At 39.0% G+C, this 16,662-nt stretch carries 13 protein-coding genes; 8 read left to right on the top strand and 5 right to left on the bottom strand.

What is annotated here, in order from left to right:
* Nucleotides 1-79: 79 nt before the first annotated feature.
* From WSC_RS0120750 to WSC_RS0120735, 4 genes are all read right to left on the bottom strand, one after another.
* Nucleotides 80-2,251, bottom strand: coding sequence for a carbohydrate-binding module family 20 domain-containing protein (locus WSC_RS0120750; protein WP_016957883.1), 2,172 nt, complete (start codon nt 2,249-2,251; stop codon nt 80-82).
* A gap of 184 nt (nt 2,252-2,435) precedes the next feature.
* On the bottom strand, nt 2,436-4,331 hold the full coding sequence (locus tag WSC_RS0120745) for an alpha-amylase family protein (protein ID WP_016957882.1): 1,896 nt from the start codon (nt 4,329-4,331) through the stop codon (nt 2,436-2,438).
* Nucleotides 4,332-4,419: 88 nt separating this feature from the next.
* On the bottom strand, nt 4,420-5,724 hold the full coding sequence (locus WSC_RS0120740) for a sensor histidine kinase (protein ID WP_016957881.1): 1,305 nt from the start codon (nt 5,722-5,724) through the stop codon (nt 4,420-4,422).
* 8 nt (nt 5,725-5,732) lie between these two features.
* Nucleotides 5,733-6,413: a response regulator transcription factor gene (locus tag WSC_RS0120735; protein WP_016957880.1), complete on the bottom strand. Its 681-nt coding sequence runs from the start codon at nt 6,411-6,413 to the stop codon at nt 5,733-5,735.
* Between the two features lie 10 nt (nt 6,414-6,423).
* Between WSC_RS0120735 and WSC_RS0120730 the strand changes: the two genes are divergently transcribed.
* Nucleotides 6,424-6,975: a hypothetical protein gene (locus WSC_RS0120730; protein WP_016957879.1), complete on the top strand. Its 552-nt coding sequence runs from the start codon at nt 6,424-6,426 to the stop codon at nt 6,973-6,975.
* Between the two features lie 74 nt (nt 6,976-7,049).
* On the opposite strand, the gene WSC_RS0120725 is transcribed toward WSC_RS0120730, so the two are convergent.
* Nucleotides 7,050-7,724, bottom strand: a complete 675-nt coding sequence (locus WSC_RS0120725; RefSeq protein WP_040395413.1) for a TIGR02117 family protein — start codon at nt 7,722-7,724, stop codon at nt 7,050-7,052.
* A 122-nt stretch (nt 7,725-7,846) separates the two neighbouring features.
* On the opposite strand from WSC_RS0120725, the gene WSC_RS0120720 reads away from it, so the two are divergent.
* The 7 genes from WSC_RS0120720 (at nt 7,847) to WSC_RS0120690 (ending at nt 16,626) form a co-directional block, all read left to right on the top strand.
* A complete protein-coding gene (locus WSC_RS0120720; protein WP_016957877.1) occupies nt 7,847-9,031 on the top strand; it encodes a WD40/YVTN/BNR-like repeat-containing protein in 1,185 nt (394 codons plus the stop codon).
* A gap of 11 nt (nt 9,032-9,042) precedes the next feature.
* Complete coding sequence (locus WSC_RS0120715) at nt 9,043-9,321, top strand: ubiquitin family protein (protein WP_016957876.1); 279 nt, start codon at nt 9,043-9,045, stop codon at nt 9,319-9,321.
* A 98-nt stretch (nt 9,322-9,419) separates the two neighbouring features.
* Nucleotides 9,420-10,094: a hypothetical protein gene (locus WSC_RS0120710; RefSeq protein WP_016957875.1), complete on the top strand. Its 675-nt coding sequence runs from the start codon at nt 9,420-9,422 to the stop codon at nt 10,092-10,094.
* A gap of 2 nt (nt 10,095-10,096) precedes the next feature.
* Nucleotides 10,097-11,494 (top strand): Y-family DNA polymerase, encoded by a 1,398-nt coding sequence (locus WSC_RS0120705; protein WP_026016982.1) that lies wholly within the window; start codon nt 10,097-10,099, stop codon nt 11,492-11,494.
* A gap of 7 nt (nt 11,495-11,501) precedes the next feature.
* Complete coding sequence (locus WSC_RS0120700) at nt 11,502-14,570, top strand: error-prone DNA polymerase (RefSeq protein ID WP_016957873.1); 3,069 nt, start codon at nt 11,502-11,504, stop codon at nt 14,568-14,570.
* Between the two features lie 407 nt (nt 14,571-14,977).
* Nucleotides 14,978-16,057 carry an AAA family ATPase gene (locus WSC_RS0120695; protein WP_016957872.1) on the top strand — a complete coding sequence of 360 codons (1,080 nt, stop codon included), beginning with the start codon at nt 14,978-14,980 and terminating at the stop codon, nt 16,055-16,057.
* A complete protein-coding gene (locus tag WSC_RS0120690; protein ID WP_016957871.1) occupies nt 16,054-16,626 on the top strand; it encodes a hypothetical protein in 573 nt (190 codons plus the stop codon). The genes WSC_RS0120695 and WSC_RS0120690 overlap by 4 nt, the downstream gene beginning before the upstream one ends.
* The last annotated feature ends 36 nt before the right edge of the window (nt 16,627-16,662 follow it).

Raw genomic sequence — 16,662 nt, 5'->3', positions numbered from 1 at the left:
GAAAATTTGGTTAAGAATTAAACATTTTTAAAACAAAAAAGGCGCGTATACCAGTACGCGCCTTTTGGTGCTCTAGCAGTTAAAAACTACCAGAGCTGGTCACAGTGCCGGTTGACTGTGTATTGGCTAGATTATTGCTACCAGCTTGCCACTGGACACTACCGACATCACGTTTGATACACTTCCACTCAAAACTTGTGTTTGCCGGTAAATTATCTAATGTCGCTGTCCAAGTTGGGTAAGCAGTAGGTTGCAATGCAAATGCCTGATTTGTATCCCAGTTACCTAATTCCGCAATATTACCAACAACATAGATATTCTGCCCCCATACGGTAGTTGCATTATTACAGGTAAATTCAACACTAGGTAAAGGCGCTGCAGAGTCGTCACGCATTAAAACTACAGCGCCATAGGCTGGTATGTGCACATTGTTTATGTCAAAAGATTGCTCACCGCCGCGGCTTGCATATGTCACATTATCTAAGTTGTACGCAGGCCAACTGGTATTAGCAAGCTCAATATATTTACCAGATATACCAACATCATAATCAAACCAAGTTGTCCCTTTAAAGTTCATCACAACAACATACTTACCATTATCACGCACAAAAGCGGCAACACCATTATTGTCATGAATGTGGCTAACCCAGCTATTGCCAGTCGCAATTGAAACTTCATCGTTACGACGAATTTCATTGAGTTTTTTATACCAGTCGAGTACCTTTTTACGACCCGCGTTAGTGGTGTAATCGTCAAGATCTAATCTGTCGTCCCACCAGTCAATATGAAACTGAGTGGTTTCGCCCGCTTCTTGCCCCATAAATGCCATAGGTGTACCGCGCGCTAAAATTGTGCCAGCAAGTGAAATTTGGTTCATCTCCCAACCTTTGCCATCACGCGCACGTTTAGCAATTCTATCGTCTGTATTACCCACTTCATCGTGGCTTTCAGTATAAACAGTTGCATCTTGCCAGCCATCACCAAATTGACCAAACACAGCATACAGCTCGTTTAAATGGCCGCCAGTTAATACGGCTTTAAAGTTATCGTGGAAAGTATCAACCCACTGGCTATCCATAGGTGCATGGCTAGTTCCAGCAACACTGCTACCTAAATCGTCAGCGGTAATGCCCCACCAATCAGGCAGTTCTTCAGCGGTAAACCAAATATCATTATCGACAGCTTTCACCGCGCCATATAACTCGCGTAAAAACTGCCAACCACCACCACTGCCTTGAACCGTGACAAAGCCACTGTTTACATTATGAATTGTATTAGTATGGTCAAAACGAAAACCATCAATTTTAAATTCTTCCACAAGGTATTTAACATTTTCAATTAAAAAGTGTTTGGCGACATCATTATCAAAATTATATAAACCGCCCCACACTGTATCGCCGTCGATATAAGTTTGGTTGTTAACTTGCCATAAAATATTGTCGCCTGTGGCAACATGGTTAAATTCTAAATCGAGAATAACCGCGATACCGTTTTTGTGCGCTTCATCAACCATAGCTTTTAACGCATCAGGCCCACCATACGAAGCTTCAACCGCATAAAAGAATGAAGGGTTATATCCCCAGCTTAAATCGCCAGCAAATTCATTTACCGGTAAAAGTTGTACCGCTGTAACACCTAGCTCGTTGATATAATCATTAGAACCATTGTTGTTGAGTTCTTCTGTCACTTGCGCAAGAGGTGCACCGCTGTTGCGACTGGTAAAACGCAGAGGATGCAATTGATAGATGTTTAAATAATGCTGTTGTGGCCTGTCCCAATTATTGCTTTGCCATTGATAATGATCAGACAGGTAGATTTTTGACATACCAGTAGACAGGTTTGAATCCGTCACCCAGCGTGCTGCTGGATCTTGTACTGTAATGGTTTGGCCATCTCTATCCAACATAAAACGGTATTCGTCGCCATGTTGCGGCGCGTTGGCAAAGCTGCTGTCTGTGCCTTTAAACCACCAAAATTTACCATCTGGTGTTGGCGTTAAAGCCACAGCGCCCGACTCACCACCGGTAAAGGTGCCATAAAGTTTTACATTAGTGTCTGTTGTATGTGCGTGAAAAATTGCATACCAAGTATTCCCCTCTTTATAAACACCTGGCGACATCTGCCAAATAGCTTGCGGATCGTCGTTTAACCAAGCTGGAGTAACCGCATAGCTGTTTGCTGATAAACCTAACCCTAGCGCAAATATAGCTGTGGCAATGCCACATCTTGCGCGAACAAAATTGCTGAGCATAATTTTTCCTTTGTTTGTGTAAGTTATGTGTAGTTTTTCAAGGCTGATATCAACCTCACAAAACCACTCTACATTCGACAAAGTAAAAAAATGGTTAAGATGTACATTTATGCAACAAAGGCGCGAACTCTAGTTCGTACCTTTGTTAAGTAACCTGAACTCAGATAAATAGTAATTACAAAAATTACTGTATAGATAGGATTAATGAACCTAGCCCAGCTAGTTCAACATCAATTAAACCTCGGCCATTAGTGACAGTTAACTTGCTTTGATATTCACCATATAATTTTTCAGTTAAATTATATTCGCCGTCTGCTAAGCCCATATCGGCGATAACATCAGCTGGAATAACCAAATTAATCAAAGGTGTTTTTGTTTCAGCAAAATTGGCAACAATAACTAATTTTTCTTTATCGCTAAAACGCGCATAAGCAAATTGCTGATCTGTGTAAGTTTGATAATTAGCACTGCGGTTTACTTGGTGTAAATCGGCGTAATCTCCCATCAATGCACCACTTGAAATAGTGAAGTTTAATAATCTTTGATAAAAATCGCGTAGTTGACGCTCTTCATCCGTTAACTTACCACCATCAAATTTACCGCCATTCATCCATCTTTGATGCGCAGGTACACCCGCATAATCAAAAATAGTGGTGCGGCTAGGGTCGCCAAACCCGGTTTCTTCACTACCGTCTTCACCCACTTCTTGACCAAAATAAACCATCATAGGTGAAGTGCTAATAGTGGCTGACACCAACATGGCTGGCTTGCCTTTGTTCGCATCCCCTGCAAACTCAGGGCTCGCTACTCTTTGTTCGTCGTGATTATCTAAAAAGTGCAATAAGTTGTGTTCAATATCTGCAAAACGATTTTGGATAGAAACTAAATGGTCAGTTGAGCCTTTACCTTGCATCACAGGTTTTAGGCTGTCGTAAAAATCCACTTTATCGTATAGATAATCCATTTTGCCTAAATGAATGTAATCGCGATAACGTTTTGGATTGTAGATTTCTGCCAATAAAAACGCATCTGGGTTAGCCATTTTTATTGACGAGTTCATATAACTCCAAAACTCCACAGGCACCATTTCAGCCATATCAAAGCGGAAACCATCCACGCCTTTTTCAATCCAATATAAAGCTATGTCACGGAATTTAATCCAAGAATCAGGCACGTCATGTTGCGACCAAAATTGAAAGTGTGCTTGGTAATCTTTTTGCGCAAAATCGGCAGGTAAAGTTGGAAAATCTAAACTGCCATCGGGTTTGACCCCATAGTTAATTTTAACCGTTTCGTACCAATCGTGAAAATGCGGCTGGGCGTGGCGCGAACCATTGCCAGTCCATTTAGCTGGAGATTCGGCAAAATAATCATCAGCCAATGGGTGTTTTTCACCACCTAATGGTTTGTAATCATTTAGCGCTGCAGGCACTTTAAAATCTTGTTTTGGCACGTAGTAAAAATTATTGTCGCGCGCATATTCCACCGAGGTGTCATCATTGACGCCAAAATCTTCAACCCCAGCAGGTTTATCTAAAGATTGATAATTACGCGCAATATGGTTTGGCACTATATCTATCAATACCTTTAAACCAGCATCATGCGTGCGTTCAATTAAAGCTTCAAATTCAGCAACACGCTTGGCAGGATCTATCGCCAAATCTGGATTAACCGAATAATAATCTTTTACCGCATAAGGTGAACCAGCGCGACCTTTAACCACATCAGGGTCATCATTGCTAATACCGTAAGCAGTATAATCATTAATCACAGCATGGTGCGGTACACCTGTATACCAAATATGCGTAACACCTAAATCTTTAATTGCATTCAGTGCTGTTGGGGTAAAATCAGCAAATTTACCAACGCCGTTTTCTTCAATTGTTCCCCAAGGTTTATTGGTGGTATTGGTATTGCCGAACAAACGGGTAAACACTTGATAGACCACATATTTGTGCTGTGGATTTAGTTGTTTAGTTTGGCTTGCAGCTGACATATTTTGGCGATTATTGGTTTCACCATGGGTTGACACACAGGCCGTGAATAAAGCAGCACTCGCACCTGCAATGACTAAACCCATAGTTAGCTTAGATTTAAACAATTTCACTCGATATCCTCTAATTTTAGTTTATTAAATTGAAGATACCGCAAGGCTGGTTAAATTAAGGTTAAGGAATGATAAGTTCGACTCTGCGGCCATTAGTTAAAGGTGTAACTAAGTATTGAATATTCAGTCGTTTAGCGATTTTTTCAACTATGACTAAGCCAATACCAAATCCATCAGGGTTATTTTTACCGTCTATGTCATCAATATCTTGATTAGTCACAATCACGCTGCTTGGGGTCACCTCAGCAATAATTTCACCATTAAAGGTATTTTGTGCGGCGTTGCGTAATAAATTGTTCAAGACAATTTGCAGTAAAGTTGTATGCGATTGCACTATGCGCTTGTCGCCAAAAAGTTGCAGAGTTACCGGCTTTTTTTCGAGTAAATATTGATTGTCTATTTGTGCTTTTTCTAACATAACCAACAAGTCACAATCGGTATATTCAAGCTCTTGTTCTGTTTCTTTACTGATCCACAATAAAGCTTCTGTTTGGTATTTCATATCTGACACCACCTGCTCCATGCGGTATAAAACTTTGCGCTCGTTCGGCTCTAAATCGGCCATAATCGCATCGAGAATTTCCATATTGGCCGACAATATTGCAACCTGAGTGCGCAGCTCATGGCTAGAAAATTTGGCAAAAGATTGCTCTTTTTCTAATACCTGATTAAACGCCATTAAACTTTTACTGACGGTTGTGGCCAACGGGGTTAAACCGCGCTCAGCTAATTTGGGTGGGGTTACATTTGCTTTGGCAAGCGACAAACCTTGTGCCCAATCGGCCAACTTTGCGAGGTTGGAATCCATTTTATAGGTGTAAGTCACCTGAGCTAAAAACAACAAAGTGATGATAATGGCTGATGTGAATATCACGGGTTGCAAACTTTGCCTTAAATGAATTTCAATAAGCTCATCGTTGAGCTCAGGTGCGAAACGAAAAAATGTCCAATAACAGCCCTGCCCATCGGCTTGATTAATCGGAATTGGATAAACAATTGCAAAATTTGCGACTGAAAACAGGCCATTAAAACTATCAAAAACCAGATTTATTTTATTGTTAATGAGTTGAGTTGGATCTGCGGGGACATATGGCAACACTTTCTGCAGTTTTGCATAATCAGCCACCAGCTGCATTTTACGATTACCAAGCGATACCTGACTACTGTCTTGATACACCTGAGGGTTAGCTTGCATACGAGCTACTGTGCGGCGGGAAAATTCTGACAATAAATCAGCATGAGATTCGGCGATATTAATATGCAGATAAACAAATTTAAAACAGATATATACGCACACCAAAATAGCGCCAGCAAAAGCTAACCAAAAGGCAAAATGATGACGAAAAGCTGAATTAAATAGTGACATAATAAATATTAACTTTGCCCCGCCAGCTTAAAACCAAAACCACTGACCGAGTGTAAAATAGCAAAATCGAACGGTTTATCTAACACTTTGCGCAGGTTATAAATATGCACTTTAAGAGATTCAATATCTTCCACCTCTTCGCCCCAAATCGCAAAAGCGAGATCTTGTTTACTTACAGGCTCAGGGTAATTTTTAGCAAGTAACTCCAATATATTCCAAGCTGATTTAGTCAATTTAACCGGTTGTTGCTGGCGATAAGCTTTGCGCTGTTTTAAATTTAATTGTAATTGGCACTCTTTAATATCAAGCGTCTCCACCACATTGCTTTTGCGATTAGATAAAGACTTTACTCTGGCCAACAGCTCACGTAATTCAAAGGGTTTAGTTAAATAATCATCAGCGCCTTTATCAAACCCCAATAGCTTGTCATCTAAACCATCGTTTGCTGAGATAAAAATAAACGGGATATCAGCACCGGCAGCACGGACATTGTGGCAAAATTCTAATCCATCCATTTTCGGCATGTTTACATCACAGGCGATCACATCATAATTTGACTGCTGTAAAAAGTTAGTTGCTTGTTTACCATTGGTACATGGGTCAACCGTAATGCCCTGCAATTCAAAGTATTGCATTACTGAATCAGCTAACCTAACATCGTCTTCAACTAAAAGCACACGTATTGTCATCTTGTTACCTATGTATCTGCCTAACCTTTATCGCGGCGCGGTTGTTGCCTTTATCAGTCAATTTTTACTGGCCTGTGACAATGTTTATACGCTGTCAAAAACCATTGAACAGCCGCTAACTTTTGCGCAATTTGAACAAATGCAAGGCTACCCATTAGACTATGATTTATACCTTCCCAGCCCAATTAACTTTTGGAGCCATACCGACAAGTTTAAATTTAGTTTCGAACCGGAAACAAAAATTTATTGGTTAAAAAACATAGTCTTGAACAAACACGTTCGCGATAACAATGCACTTAATTTCAAAATATCTAACGTCGACTGGCATCACCAATTTGGTTTTGGCCATATGCGCATTAACCCAGACGAATCTATATTTAGCGTACCCGAACAAGGTCAGATAATATTTCAGCTAATTTACTCAAGTAATGCGAGTAACTTAACCTTAGAACTACCACATAAGACAGATGCCAACTATGTTTCTTTTGCGATAAAAGTGCTTGATACCAGCATAAAGCCGCAAGCTTTACTGTTTGTTCAGTTATCAAATAAACCGATATAAATTAACCTACATTCTGGCACAGCCAAGCGACAACTGTTTAATTGAATAGACTTAGAAAAGGAATGAATACGTATTCAATGGTGATTGGCGTTTTGCTCACGCTCAAGTTTATAAGCTTTGACATAATCCATCACACTGTCTGCAGTTAGTTTTGAACTGACGAAAATATCCATACCAAAACTTTTTAGCGCCTTGGCCGTCCAATTATTGCAGGTGTTAAAAGCATGATAATTGCCAATGGCCTGATAAAACTGGCTATCACCATAAATTCCCAACTGAGTTGGCTGTATTAAGCCTGCTTGGTCAAATGCAAAACTGCCAGCAATAAATTTAACTAATGATTGCAACTCGACATCAGTTAATAACAAACTTTCAATCTGACTACTGGGAAAATAAACATCCACAGCTTCAGTTAAACCAACAACATGCACAACTGAGTCAGTTGGCCACAACAAAGCCTTAATGGCTAAACCAAAGGTAATTTTGTCCGCTTGGTAAAAACCTTTATCACCCCAACCAAACTCCAAATAATCAGCTTGGTTAAACCTTGTAACCAACTGCGGGACGCTCTGAGAAAATGGCTGTTGTGGCACAACTATTCCTGTGTGCCAACCATGGTTAACCAAATAAATGGTATGCGAGCCTGTAGCCGAATATGGCTGAGTATGTTCAACTGCATCCGGTTTATAAGCACAGCCAGCTAAAAACAATACAGCAACGAGCAAAAAATGGCTTGGGGATTTTTTCAAAATAAAATTTTCCTTTTGGCCAAAAGCTACCATGCGAACACTATATTTAACAGTAACCAATACAAATTCTATAAAAGTATGCTAGCTTAATTTTTAAGCAAATAAAGATTTAAGGATAAGTTATGTCGCAACGCATCTTACTAGGCACTCGTAAAGGCACAGTCATAATTGAACAAAAAGACGGCTTTTGGCAGGCAAAGCCGATGATCCACCAAGGCATACCCGTTTGTTATGTAGCATGTGATAAACGCGACGGTACTTTATGGGCGTCACTCGACCACGGCCATTGGGGGCCCAAATTATCCCGTTCGAAAGATGGCGGCGAAACTTGGCAAGATGTACTTAGCCTCAAATATCCAGAAGGTGCTAGATATATAGTTAAATACTTACCTACGGAAGATTTTGATCCCGAAGCACCAGCAAAAGAGCCCGAATATAAAGATGCGACCGTCTACAAAATATGGAACCTAACTTTTGGTACGGCCGAACAACCCGGCAGAATTTACGCTGGTACAATTCCGGGTGGCTTATTTATAAGTGATGACGGTGGTGAAAGCTGGCAACTTAACCGGCCATTGTGGGATCACCACAGTCGCGGTGGTAATTTATTTGCAGGTGATGCCACCAGCGAAAACAAATGGTTTGGAACCCCTGCTAGTATAGATTACGGCGTATTTGAGCCAGGTATTCATTCAATTATTGTTAACCGACAAAACCCCGATAACTTATATATGGCGGCCTCTTCCGTTGGTGTGATGCAATCAACTGATGGAGGCAAATCTTGGTTTGGAGCAAATAAAGGCATGTTGATGGATTATTTGCCTAACCCAGAAGCCGAATGGGGACACGATCCACATTTTGTTACCGCATGCGCAAGCCAGCCACAACACATGTGGCAACAAAACCATTGTGGAATATTTTATAGTGACAACGGCGCAAAAACTTGGCGCAAAGTAAGTAACCCAGAACAAGGAATACATTTTGGTTTTCCAATAGCGGCTGACGATAATAACGGTTTATGCGCTTGGGTTGTGCCAGCCCGCGCCGACTCTGAGCGCATGGCCCTAGATGGTGGCTTATTTGTTGCGCGAACAGATGATGGTGGACAAACATGGAAGAAGTTTACCCAAGGTTTACCACAACAAAACGCCTACGATATTGTTTACCGCCACGCGCTAGATGCAACTGAGGATATGGTGTGTTTTGCCAGCACCACAGGTAATGTGTATTTATCGGAAGATAGAGGGGAAACTTGGCAATGTTTGGGCAACAACTTCCCACCAGTTTATTCAGTTAGATTTGCTTAAAGGCTGCCTAAATGCCAAAAGTGAAAATAACCTCTAATTTGCATAGGTTTTTCCCTATGCTCGCTGATGAAAACTTGCACCTTTCGGGTCAATCCGTCAGCGACGTTATCAAGAATATAGAGCTACTCGCGCCCGGGTTTAGCCACTATATTTTGGATGAACACGGCCAAGTTCGCCGCCATGTGGTTATTTGCATAGACGAAGAATTTATCATAGACCGTAAAAAGCTGTCGGACAAAATAACAGAAGAAAATACCTTATATGTGTTTCAGGCTTTGACTGGGGGATAAAGATTTAAGCGCCCACAGATAAAAAATAATAAATTAATTTGAAAGTCGCTAGCGAATAACTATACTGTTTATATATACAGTTAAATTATTTTATTTCGATGCAAAACCTGATTGAGTTACTGGAACACAAAAACCTAGTCTGGCATGGATATAACCACAAAACCAAACCTGATGCTATTTCATCCGGGTATGCCGAATTAGATGAAAAGTTATGTGGTGGTTTTGCAAAATCAAGTGTTATTGAACTGATCTCTGAAACAGCCATTGGCGAACTTAGATTGCTTATCCCATCAATAAACCAAACAGAAGGTTTAGTTGTTTTTATTGCTCCTCCGGGTCGTGTTAATGGACAAACGCTGCGGAAAAACAACTTTGATATTAATAAAGTTATTATTGTGCAAACGAACAATACCCAAGAATCTTTATGGGCGGCAGAACAGTGTTTACAAAGTGGTTGTTGCCATTCCGTTTGTATGTGGATTTCATCAGAATTAGCAATACATCAGATAAAACGCTTAAAACTAGCTTGTAAAAAAGGTGATTCTAGGCAATTTGTTATCCGCAGAAAAAAGGCCGAGTCTATTACACTTCCGTTTGATTTAAGTTTATCCATAGAGCCTGATTTTTTAGGGCTGAATATCAAAATAAATAAATTTGTAGGAGGCCACTTAACCAAGCATTTTAACCTTGATATGAGCCACTTATGGCCTAACTTGGCGATACAAACTAATCGACAAAATATCATTCAGTTTCCGACCACAAAAGTCAGTTAGTTATGGTAGTTTGGTTATATCTACACTTCCCTTCGTTGCAATTGGATACTCTATTTAAAGATTCAGATATTCCACTGGCAATTGTGCATAATAAAAATCATCAAATTGTCCAGCTCAATACAATATCTGCCCAATCAGGTATTCAATTGGGTATGGGTCTTGGTACTGCTGCGGCTTTATGTCGAGACTTACAAATTCATCCTTATAATGAATCGACAGAAAATAAAGCCTTAATACAAATAGCAGAATGGTTATATCTAACAACAGCCGATATCCATCTACTCAAACCAAATGGGCTGCTACTAAAAGTCAGTAGCATGCTCACACTATACGAAAACCTAACCACCTATTGGCAAGCAATACAATCACACTTAGCGCATTTCTCAGTTAATTATTATTATGCCACTGGTTATTCCCCCAACGCGGCTAAATTACTTGCTCAAGCGGGTGTAAATCAAATTACTGAAGACAAACAATTAATTAACCGAGCATTAGCGAAAATACCTCTAACTAAAACAGAGTTACCTTTAAAAACAATTACCAGCTTAAAACGGGTTGGCGTGCAATATATAAACGACTTACTTAAGTTGTCTCTTGCAGAAATAGCCAAGCGTTTTGATATTGAATTAGTGACTTATATTGGAAAACTGTCAGGGCAACTCAAACACCCAGTTGATTTTTTTCACCCCGCAGAACAATTCAATTATGAATTAGAGCTAATGTATGAAATTGATTTAGTCGATAAGCTAATCAAACCATTACAGAAAATTTTTAGCTTACTTGAACACTTCCTGCTAGTTAGAAATAAACAAACCAGTGAAGTTAATATCACCCTATTTCTTAGAGATTTAGCTAAACAGCAGATAAAAATATCTTCCGCACAAGGTGAATACAAAGCCGAAAAGTGGCTTGAATTAACAAAACTCACCTTTGAGTCAATCACAATTAACGCACCAGTCATTTCAATACGAGTTGCCGCAGCGAACTTGTTTGCATTTGAAATAGATAAACAAGACATGTTTGTAGGTGCAAAAGGTGAAATAACCCCAAAAGCGTTAATTGCCAAACTACAAGCTAAGTTAGGCGAAGAACAAGTAACAGGTATTCAACTATTTGATGATCACAGACCCGAACGTGCAAGCCAATACTGCAGACCATTTACACAAACAGATATAACAACGGATATAGACAGATTTAGACCTAGCATCTTATTAACAACTCCTACTCCTTTAACCGGTAAACTTGATATTAGGCATGGTCCTGAACGTATTGTTTCGGGTTGGTGGGACAATGAAAATATCATACGTGATTATTTTATTGCTCGTAACAACTCAGGCCAATGGTTATGGATATACCGCACCCCACAAAACCAATGGTTTGTTCACGGTCTTTTTTGTTAGGTTTAAAATGCAATACGCCGAGCTTTTTTGCCAAAGTAATTTTTCTTTTCTTGAAGGGGCTTCTCGGCCTGAAGAATTAGTATTCCAAGCTGATTTTTTAACTTATCAAGCAATTGCAATCACTGATGAATGCTCTGTAGCTGGGGTTGTTCGAGCCTATAGCGCAATCAAACAGCATAAACTTGGGATTAAACTCATTGTTGGCAGTTTATTCCAATTCAACGAATCACTTAAATTTGTCATGTTATGCCCCAACCGACAAGCTTATGCCGAGTTATGCCGAGTTATAACAAATGCCAGAAGGCGTTGTGAAAAAGGAAAATATCAATTATCTGAATGGGACATTATGTCCGTTAAACATTGTTTGGTGTTATGGCTACCATCAGGCAAAAAAGATGATGAAACTTGGGGACAGTTTTTAACTAAACATCATGCAAACAGGTTGTGGTTGGGTTATCAAAGGCACTTACTCAATCACGACAAAGAGTACCATCAACATTGCGTTAATCTTGCAGCACTATGGCAAATACCAATTACAGCTTGTGGTGGAGTACTCATGCACTCAGCGACAAGATTAGAATTACAGCATACCTTAACAGCAATTCGCCTAAGTCAGCCTATTGAGAAATTAGGAACCCAACTGATTTCAAACAGTGAACGTGCGCTTAGGCCAATAACAAAACTCAGTAAGTTGTTTCCTTCAGACTGGTTAATTGAGTCGAGCATTATTGCCAAGCAATGTCATTTCTCATTATCTGAGCTTAAATACGAATATCCGCAAGAACTTGTTCCAGCCAAACAAACACCTATGTCTTACTTACGAAGCTTAGTTGATAAAGGCATACAAAAAAGATTTCCAGATGGGTGCAACACCGAAATATTAAACACAATCGACAAAGAATTGAGTTTGATAGATGAACTGAATTACGCCTTTTATTTTTTGACCATTCACGACATTGTGATGTTTGCTCAGCAGCAAAAAATTCTTTATCAAGGCCGAGGCTCTGCGGCTAATTCTATTGTTTGTTATTGTTTAGAAATTACCTCAGTCGATCCACGACAAATATCAGTCTTATTTGAGCGTTTTATCAGTAAAGAGCGTGACGAGCCGCCTGATATCGACGTTGACTTTGAACATGAGCGCCGTGAAGAAGTTATTCAATATATTTATGAAAAATACGGCAGGAACCGAACGGCTATTGCCGCGACTGTTATTACCTACCGCTTAAAAAGCGCCATTAGAGAAGTGGGCAAAGCACTGGCTATTGAAGAAACCCAGCTAGAATTTTTTATCAAAAACATCAACCGCCGAGATAAATCACTCAACTGGCAAGCTCAAATTATTGAGCTGGGCCTGTCGCCAGAGTCAGTTAAAGGTCAGCAGTTTATTCATTTAGTGAATGAAATATTAGGCTTTCCAAGACATTTATCTCAACATGTTGGTGGCTTTGTGATTTCCGCAGGCGCATTGTATGAGTTAGTGCCAGTTGAAAACGCAGCTATGCCAGATAGAAGCGTCATTCAGTGGGATAAAGATGACTTAGAATCACTCGGCCTACTTAAAGTTGATGTACTCGCGTTAGGCATGTTAACTGCTATCAGAAAGAGCTTTGACATCATCAAACAAGATTATGGCAGAACATTTTCGTTAGCTGACATAACCAGAATGCAAGATGATAAAAACGTCTATGGCATGATCCAAAAAGCGGATACTGTAGGTGTATTTCAAATTGAATCACGTGCTCAAATGAGCATGTTACCTAGATTAAAACCAGCTAATTATTATGACTTAGTTATTCAAATCGCCATAGTTAGACCTGGGCCTATTCAAGGAGATATGGTTCATCCCTTTTTAAAACGCAGAAATGGCGAAGAAGCGATTGAATACCCATCAAAAGACATAGAATCAGTGTTAAAAAGAACACTCGGTGTGCCTATATTCCAAGAACAAGTGATAAAACTAGCAATGGTTGCTGCAGGATTTACCGGAGGTGAAGCAGATCAGCTAAGACGAGCTATGGCTAGCTGGAAAAAAACGGGAGAACTAACTAAGTTTAAACATAAATTAATTTCCGGTATGCAACAAAGAGGTTATCAAACCGAATTTGCAGAACGTATTTATCAACAAATTTGTGGCTTCGGTGAATATGGATTTCCAGAAAGTCACTCCGCTTCATTCGCCGTATTAGCTTATGTTTCAGCTTGGCTAAAATATTATTATCCAGCCGCATTTTATACCTCTATTTTAAATAGCTTACCTATGGGGTTTTATAGTGCATCGCAACTGGTTCAAGATGCCAAAAGACATCAAGTAAAAATACTCCCAGTTTGCATTAATCGTTCTGAACAGCATCATATTTTAGTTAATTACAACAATAGCAAAGCAATACAATTAGGTTTTAATCTGATTAAAGGGCTATCTGAAAATGCCATACAACTGATAGTGACTCATCGAAGTCAATCTGGTTATCAAACTTTGTCAGAGTTAAAACAAATTGGCTTAAGTTCATTAGATTTACAAAAATTAGCCAGTGCCAACGCCTTACAAAGTTTATCAGGTAACCGTTATCAGAGCCGTTGGGCACTTATGGATAATGTAAACGAGTTACCTCTATTTAAAAATTTATCGCCGGACAACAACTTCGCCAATAGTCCTTCACTATTTGAAAACTTGACTGAAGATTATGCAGCTACAGGATTAACCTTAAACAAACACCCAATAAGCTTATTAGACGACGCAGGCCAATTAAAAGCCTTTACCAGAATGAATCAACTTACACAGCTTAAACACAAATCTTTAGTAACTGTTATAGGATTAGTAACAGGTAGGCAATCACCAGGAACTGCAGCAGGCGTTACCTTTGTCACTTTAGAAGACGATACTGGAAACATTAATGTGATTGTTTGGGCTGGCACAGCTAAAGCTCAAAAAAAACCATTTCTAACCGCCAAAATCTTAAAGGTAAAAGGCATACTCGAACGAGAAGGTGAAGTGATTCATATCATTGCCGGCAAGTTAACCGATCTCACATCAACCCTTGCAGCATTACAAAGCAAATCAAGAGATTTTCATTAATGTTTTATAAAAAGCACTAAAAGAATTAACAAGTTAAAAATCGAGCTTAGACAAGAATAAAGTGTAATGCTAACGTATCGGTGTAAAAAAAGGTGTAAAAAACTTTTATAAAATACCGTAACCCATTTATTTTTAAGGATTTTTACGTAAGAAATGGCCCACCTGGACTCAAACAAAACACGTAATACATTGTTTATTAAGAACAAAAACAAAAGACAAAGTTATAATAAGTACCATTAGTATACCTATAAAATTTATTTCAATCCCTACCAAACAAGAACAATTACCCACAAAAATATAAAAGACGAAATAAAATGGAAAAAACAACCAAAAATGGTAAAATATAACATGAAACAGAACCTGTAATTTACCAAATTAAAGAATAGTGGTAAAAAAAGGAGCAAAAATTGGACAACTCCAGCATTATTAATTTGGTTGACGCTGCATTAAGCGGCAATCAAAGAATTATTAAAATGGCTATTCACAAGTTAGCAACTAAAGCAAGGACGTCAGACAATGAACTATACCAATTACTATCAACGAAATTAAAACTAGAAAATTTCCGCTCGTTTAATGGAAACACTAAGCCTTTGCCCGTGGATTCCGACAGCAGGCAAGCACTGGTAAGGGTTGAAGAGACGACTTCTATTGATATAAAACCTATCCATTCTGCAGAAATTGAAAAATTGTTGAATCAGGTAATCTTGGAACACCAACACAGCAATGTGATCATTGAAAGCGGAATATACCCAACTAAATCGATTATATTCCAGGGCCCACCTGGAGTAGGCAAAACAATGTCTGCAAAATGGTTGGCTAAAGAACTAAATTTGCCGCTTTTAGTGTTAGATTTAGCTACTGTAATGAGCAGTTTTCTTGGAAAAACAGGTAGTAATATTAGGGCTGTTTTAGAGTATGCGATGGACGTCCCCTGTGTGTTATTACTAGATGAATTCGATTCGATAGCAAAACGGAGAGACGATGACCGGGAATTGGGTGAACTAAAAAGATTAGTGACAGTTTTACTGCAAGCTATTGACGATTGGCCTTCAACTTCTATCTTGATTGCCGCCACCAACCACGGCGAATTATTGGACCCAGCTATTTGGAGAAGATTCGACATAGAAGTAAAATTTGAATTACCGACACCGAACTTAGTCAATCAATATTTGAGCAGTTATTGGCCAGATGTCCCGATAACCAAGACCTTAATAAATTCTTTTAACGGTGAATCATTTAGTAATATTGAGCGAGAGCTAACTAGGATAAAAAGACAAAGTATTTTATCGGGATTGGCTTTAAGATCTTGTTTATTAGACGATGATTTGTGTGATCACTCAAGCTTATCAATGGCAGAAAAAAAATCACTTGTACTAAAACTTAGCAAAGACGGTTTTTCTCAAAGAGCAATTTCTGAAAAATTAAATATTAGCAGACCGACCATTAGAAAAGTAATAAACCAAAACAAAGATAAGGAACAACGATGAAAAATTTTATTATTGGATACGGAGAAACATTAACAAATAAAGTAGAAATACCTTCAGGTTCAGGACCTAAAAAACATCCTTATACATTTGGCGAAGCTAGAGAAAAATGCATCAAAGAGCTAACCCAATCAATAGCTAATGTTGCATCTAAGCCCGCGATCGAATGTGCAAACAATGAAGTGGTTTTAAAATTCCTTCAACACCCGTCCTATCTGGCTAAGTCATATTACCCTAGAAACTTTTTCAAAAAATACAATGTTAAGGATTTGGGAACGAGATCTGTTCGAATAAAACCTAAAAAGTGGGGAAAAAAAACACATCCAGAGGTTGGACTCGCTTCATGTGTATATGTTTCTGGTACAGTTGAGCAATTTCAAGAAATGATTCGAAGTATCGAATCCGATGTTTTGAATGATACGATCAAAACCCAAATTCAATCGTTTGAAACCATTAGTGTATTCGACGGTATAGAAAAAATAAAAAATATAAATAAAGACGAGTCTACGTTGAAACTAGAGGTTGTATTGCACTCTTCACTAGATGATACGGTCATTGTAGTGGTAGAGTGATTTTGGCCACCTAATTAGAGGATGTTATGATTGATT

The organism is Catenovulum agarivorans YM01 (genome assembly GCF_000281085.1).
Classification (GTDB): Bacteria; Pseudomonadota; Gammaproteobacteria; order Enterobacterales; family Alteromonadaceae; genus Catenovulum; species Catenovulum agarivorans.
The sequence above is the reverse complement of the archived record's forward strand: the minus strand, read 5'-3'. Positions and strand labels throughout refer to the sequence as shown.

What these genes read in the sequence shown, in the direction of transcription:
- WSC_RS0120735 (WP_016957880.1), bottom strand. Translation starts at nt 6,413, where the DNA reads ATGACAATACGTGTGCTTTTAGTTGAAGACGATGTTAGGTTAGCTGAT.
- WSC_RS0120740 (WP_016957881.1), bottom strand. Translation starts at nt 5,724, where the DNA reads ATGTCACTATTTAATTCAGCTTTTCGTCATCATTTTGCCTTTTGGTTA.
- WSC_RS0120705 (WP_026016982.1), top strand. Translation starts at nt 10,097, where the DNA reads ATGGTAGTTTGGTTATATCTACACTTCCCTTCGTTGCAATTGGATACT.
- WSC_RS0120700 (WP_016957873.1), top strand. Translation starts at nt 11,502, where the DNA reads ATGCAATACGCCGAGCTTTTTTGCCAAAGTAATTTTTCTTTTCTTGAA.
- WSC_RS0120730 (WP_016957879.1), top strand. Translation starts at nt 6,424, where the DNA reads ATGTATCTGCCTAACCTTTATCGCGGCGCGGTTGTTGCCTTTATCAGT.
- WSC_RS0120750 (WP_016957883.1), bottom strand. Translation starts at nt 2,251, where the DNA reads ATGCTCAGCAATTTTGTTCGCGCAAGATGTGGCATTGCCACAGCTATA.
- WSC_RS0120745 (WP_016957882.1), bottom strand. Translation starts at nt 4,331, where the DNA reads ATGGGTTTAGTCATTGCAGGTGCGAGTGCTGCTTTATTCACGGCCTGT.
- WSC_RS0120690 (WP_016957871.1), top strand. Translation starts at nt 16,054, where the DNA reads ATGAAAAATTTTATTATTGGATACGGAGAAACATTAACAAATAAAGTA.
- WSC_RS0120710 (WP_016957875.1), top strand. Translation starts at nt 9,420, where the DNA reads ATGCAAAACCTGATTGAGTTACTGGAACACAAAAACCTAGTCTGGCAT.
- WSC_RS0120715 (WP_016957876.1), top strand. Translation starts at nt 9,043, where the DNA reads ATGCCAAAAGTGAAAATAACCTCTAATTTGCATAGGTTTTTCCCTATG.
- WSC_RS0120720 (WP_016957877.1), top strand. Translation starts at nt 7,847, where the DNA reads ATGTCGCAACGCATCTTACTAGGCACTCGTAAAGGCACAGTCATAATT.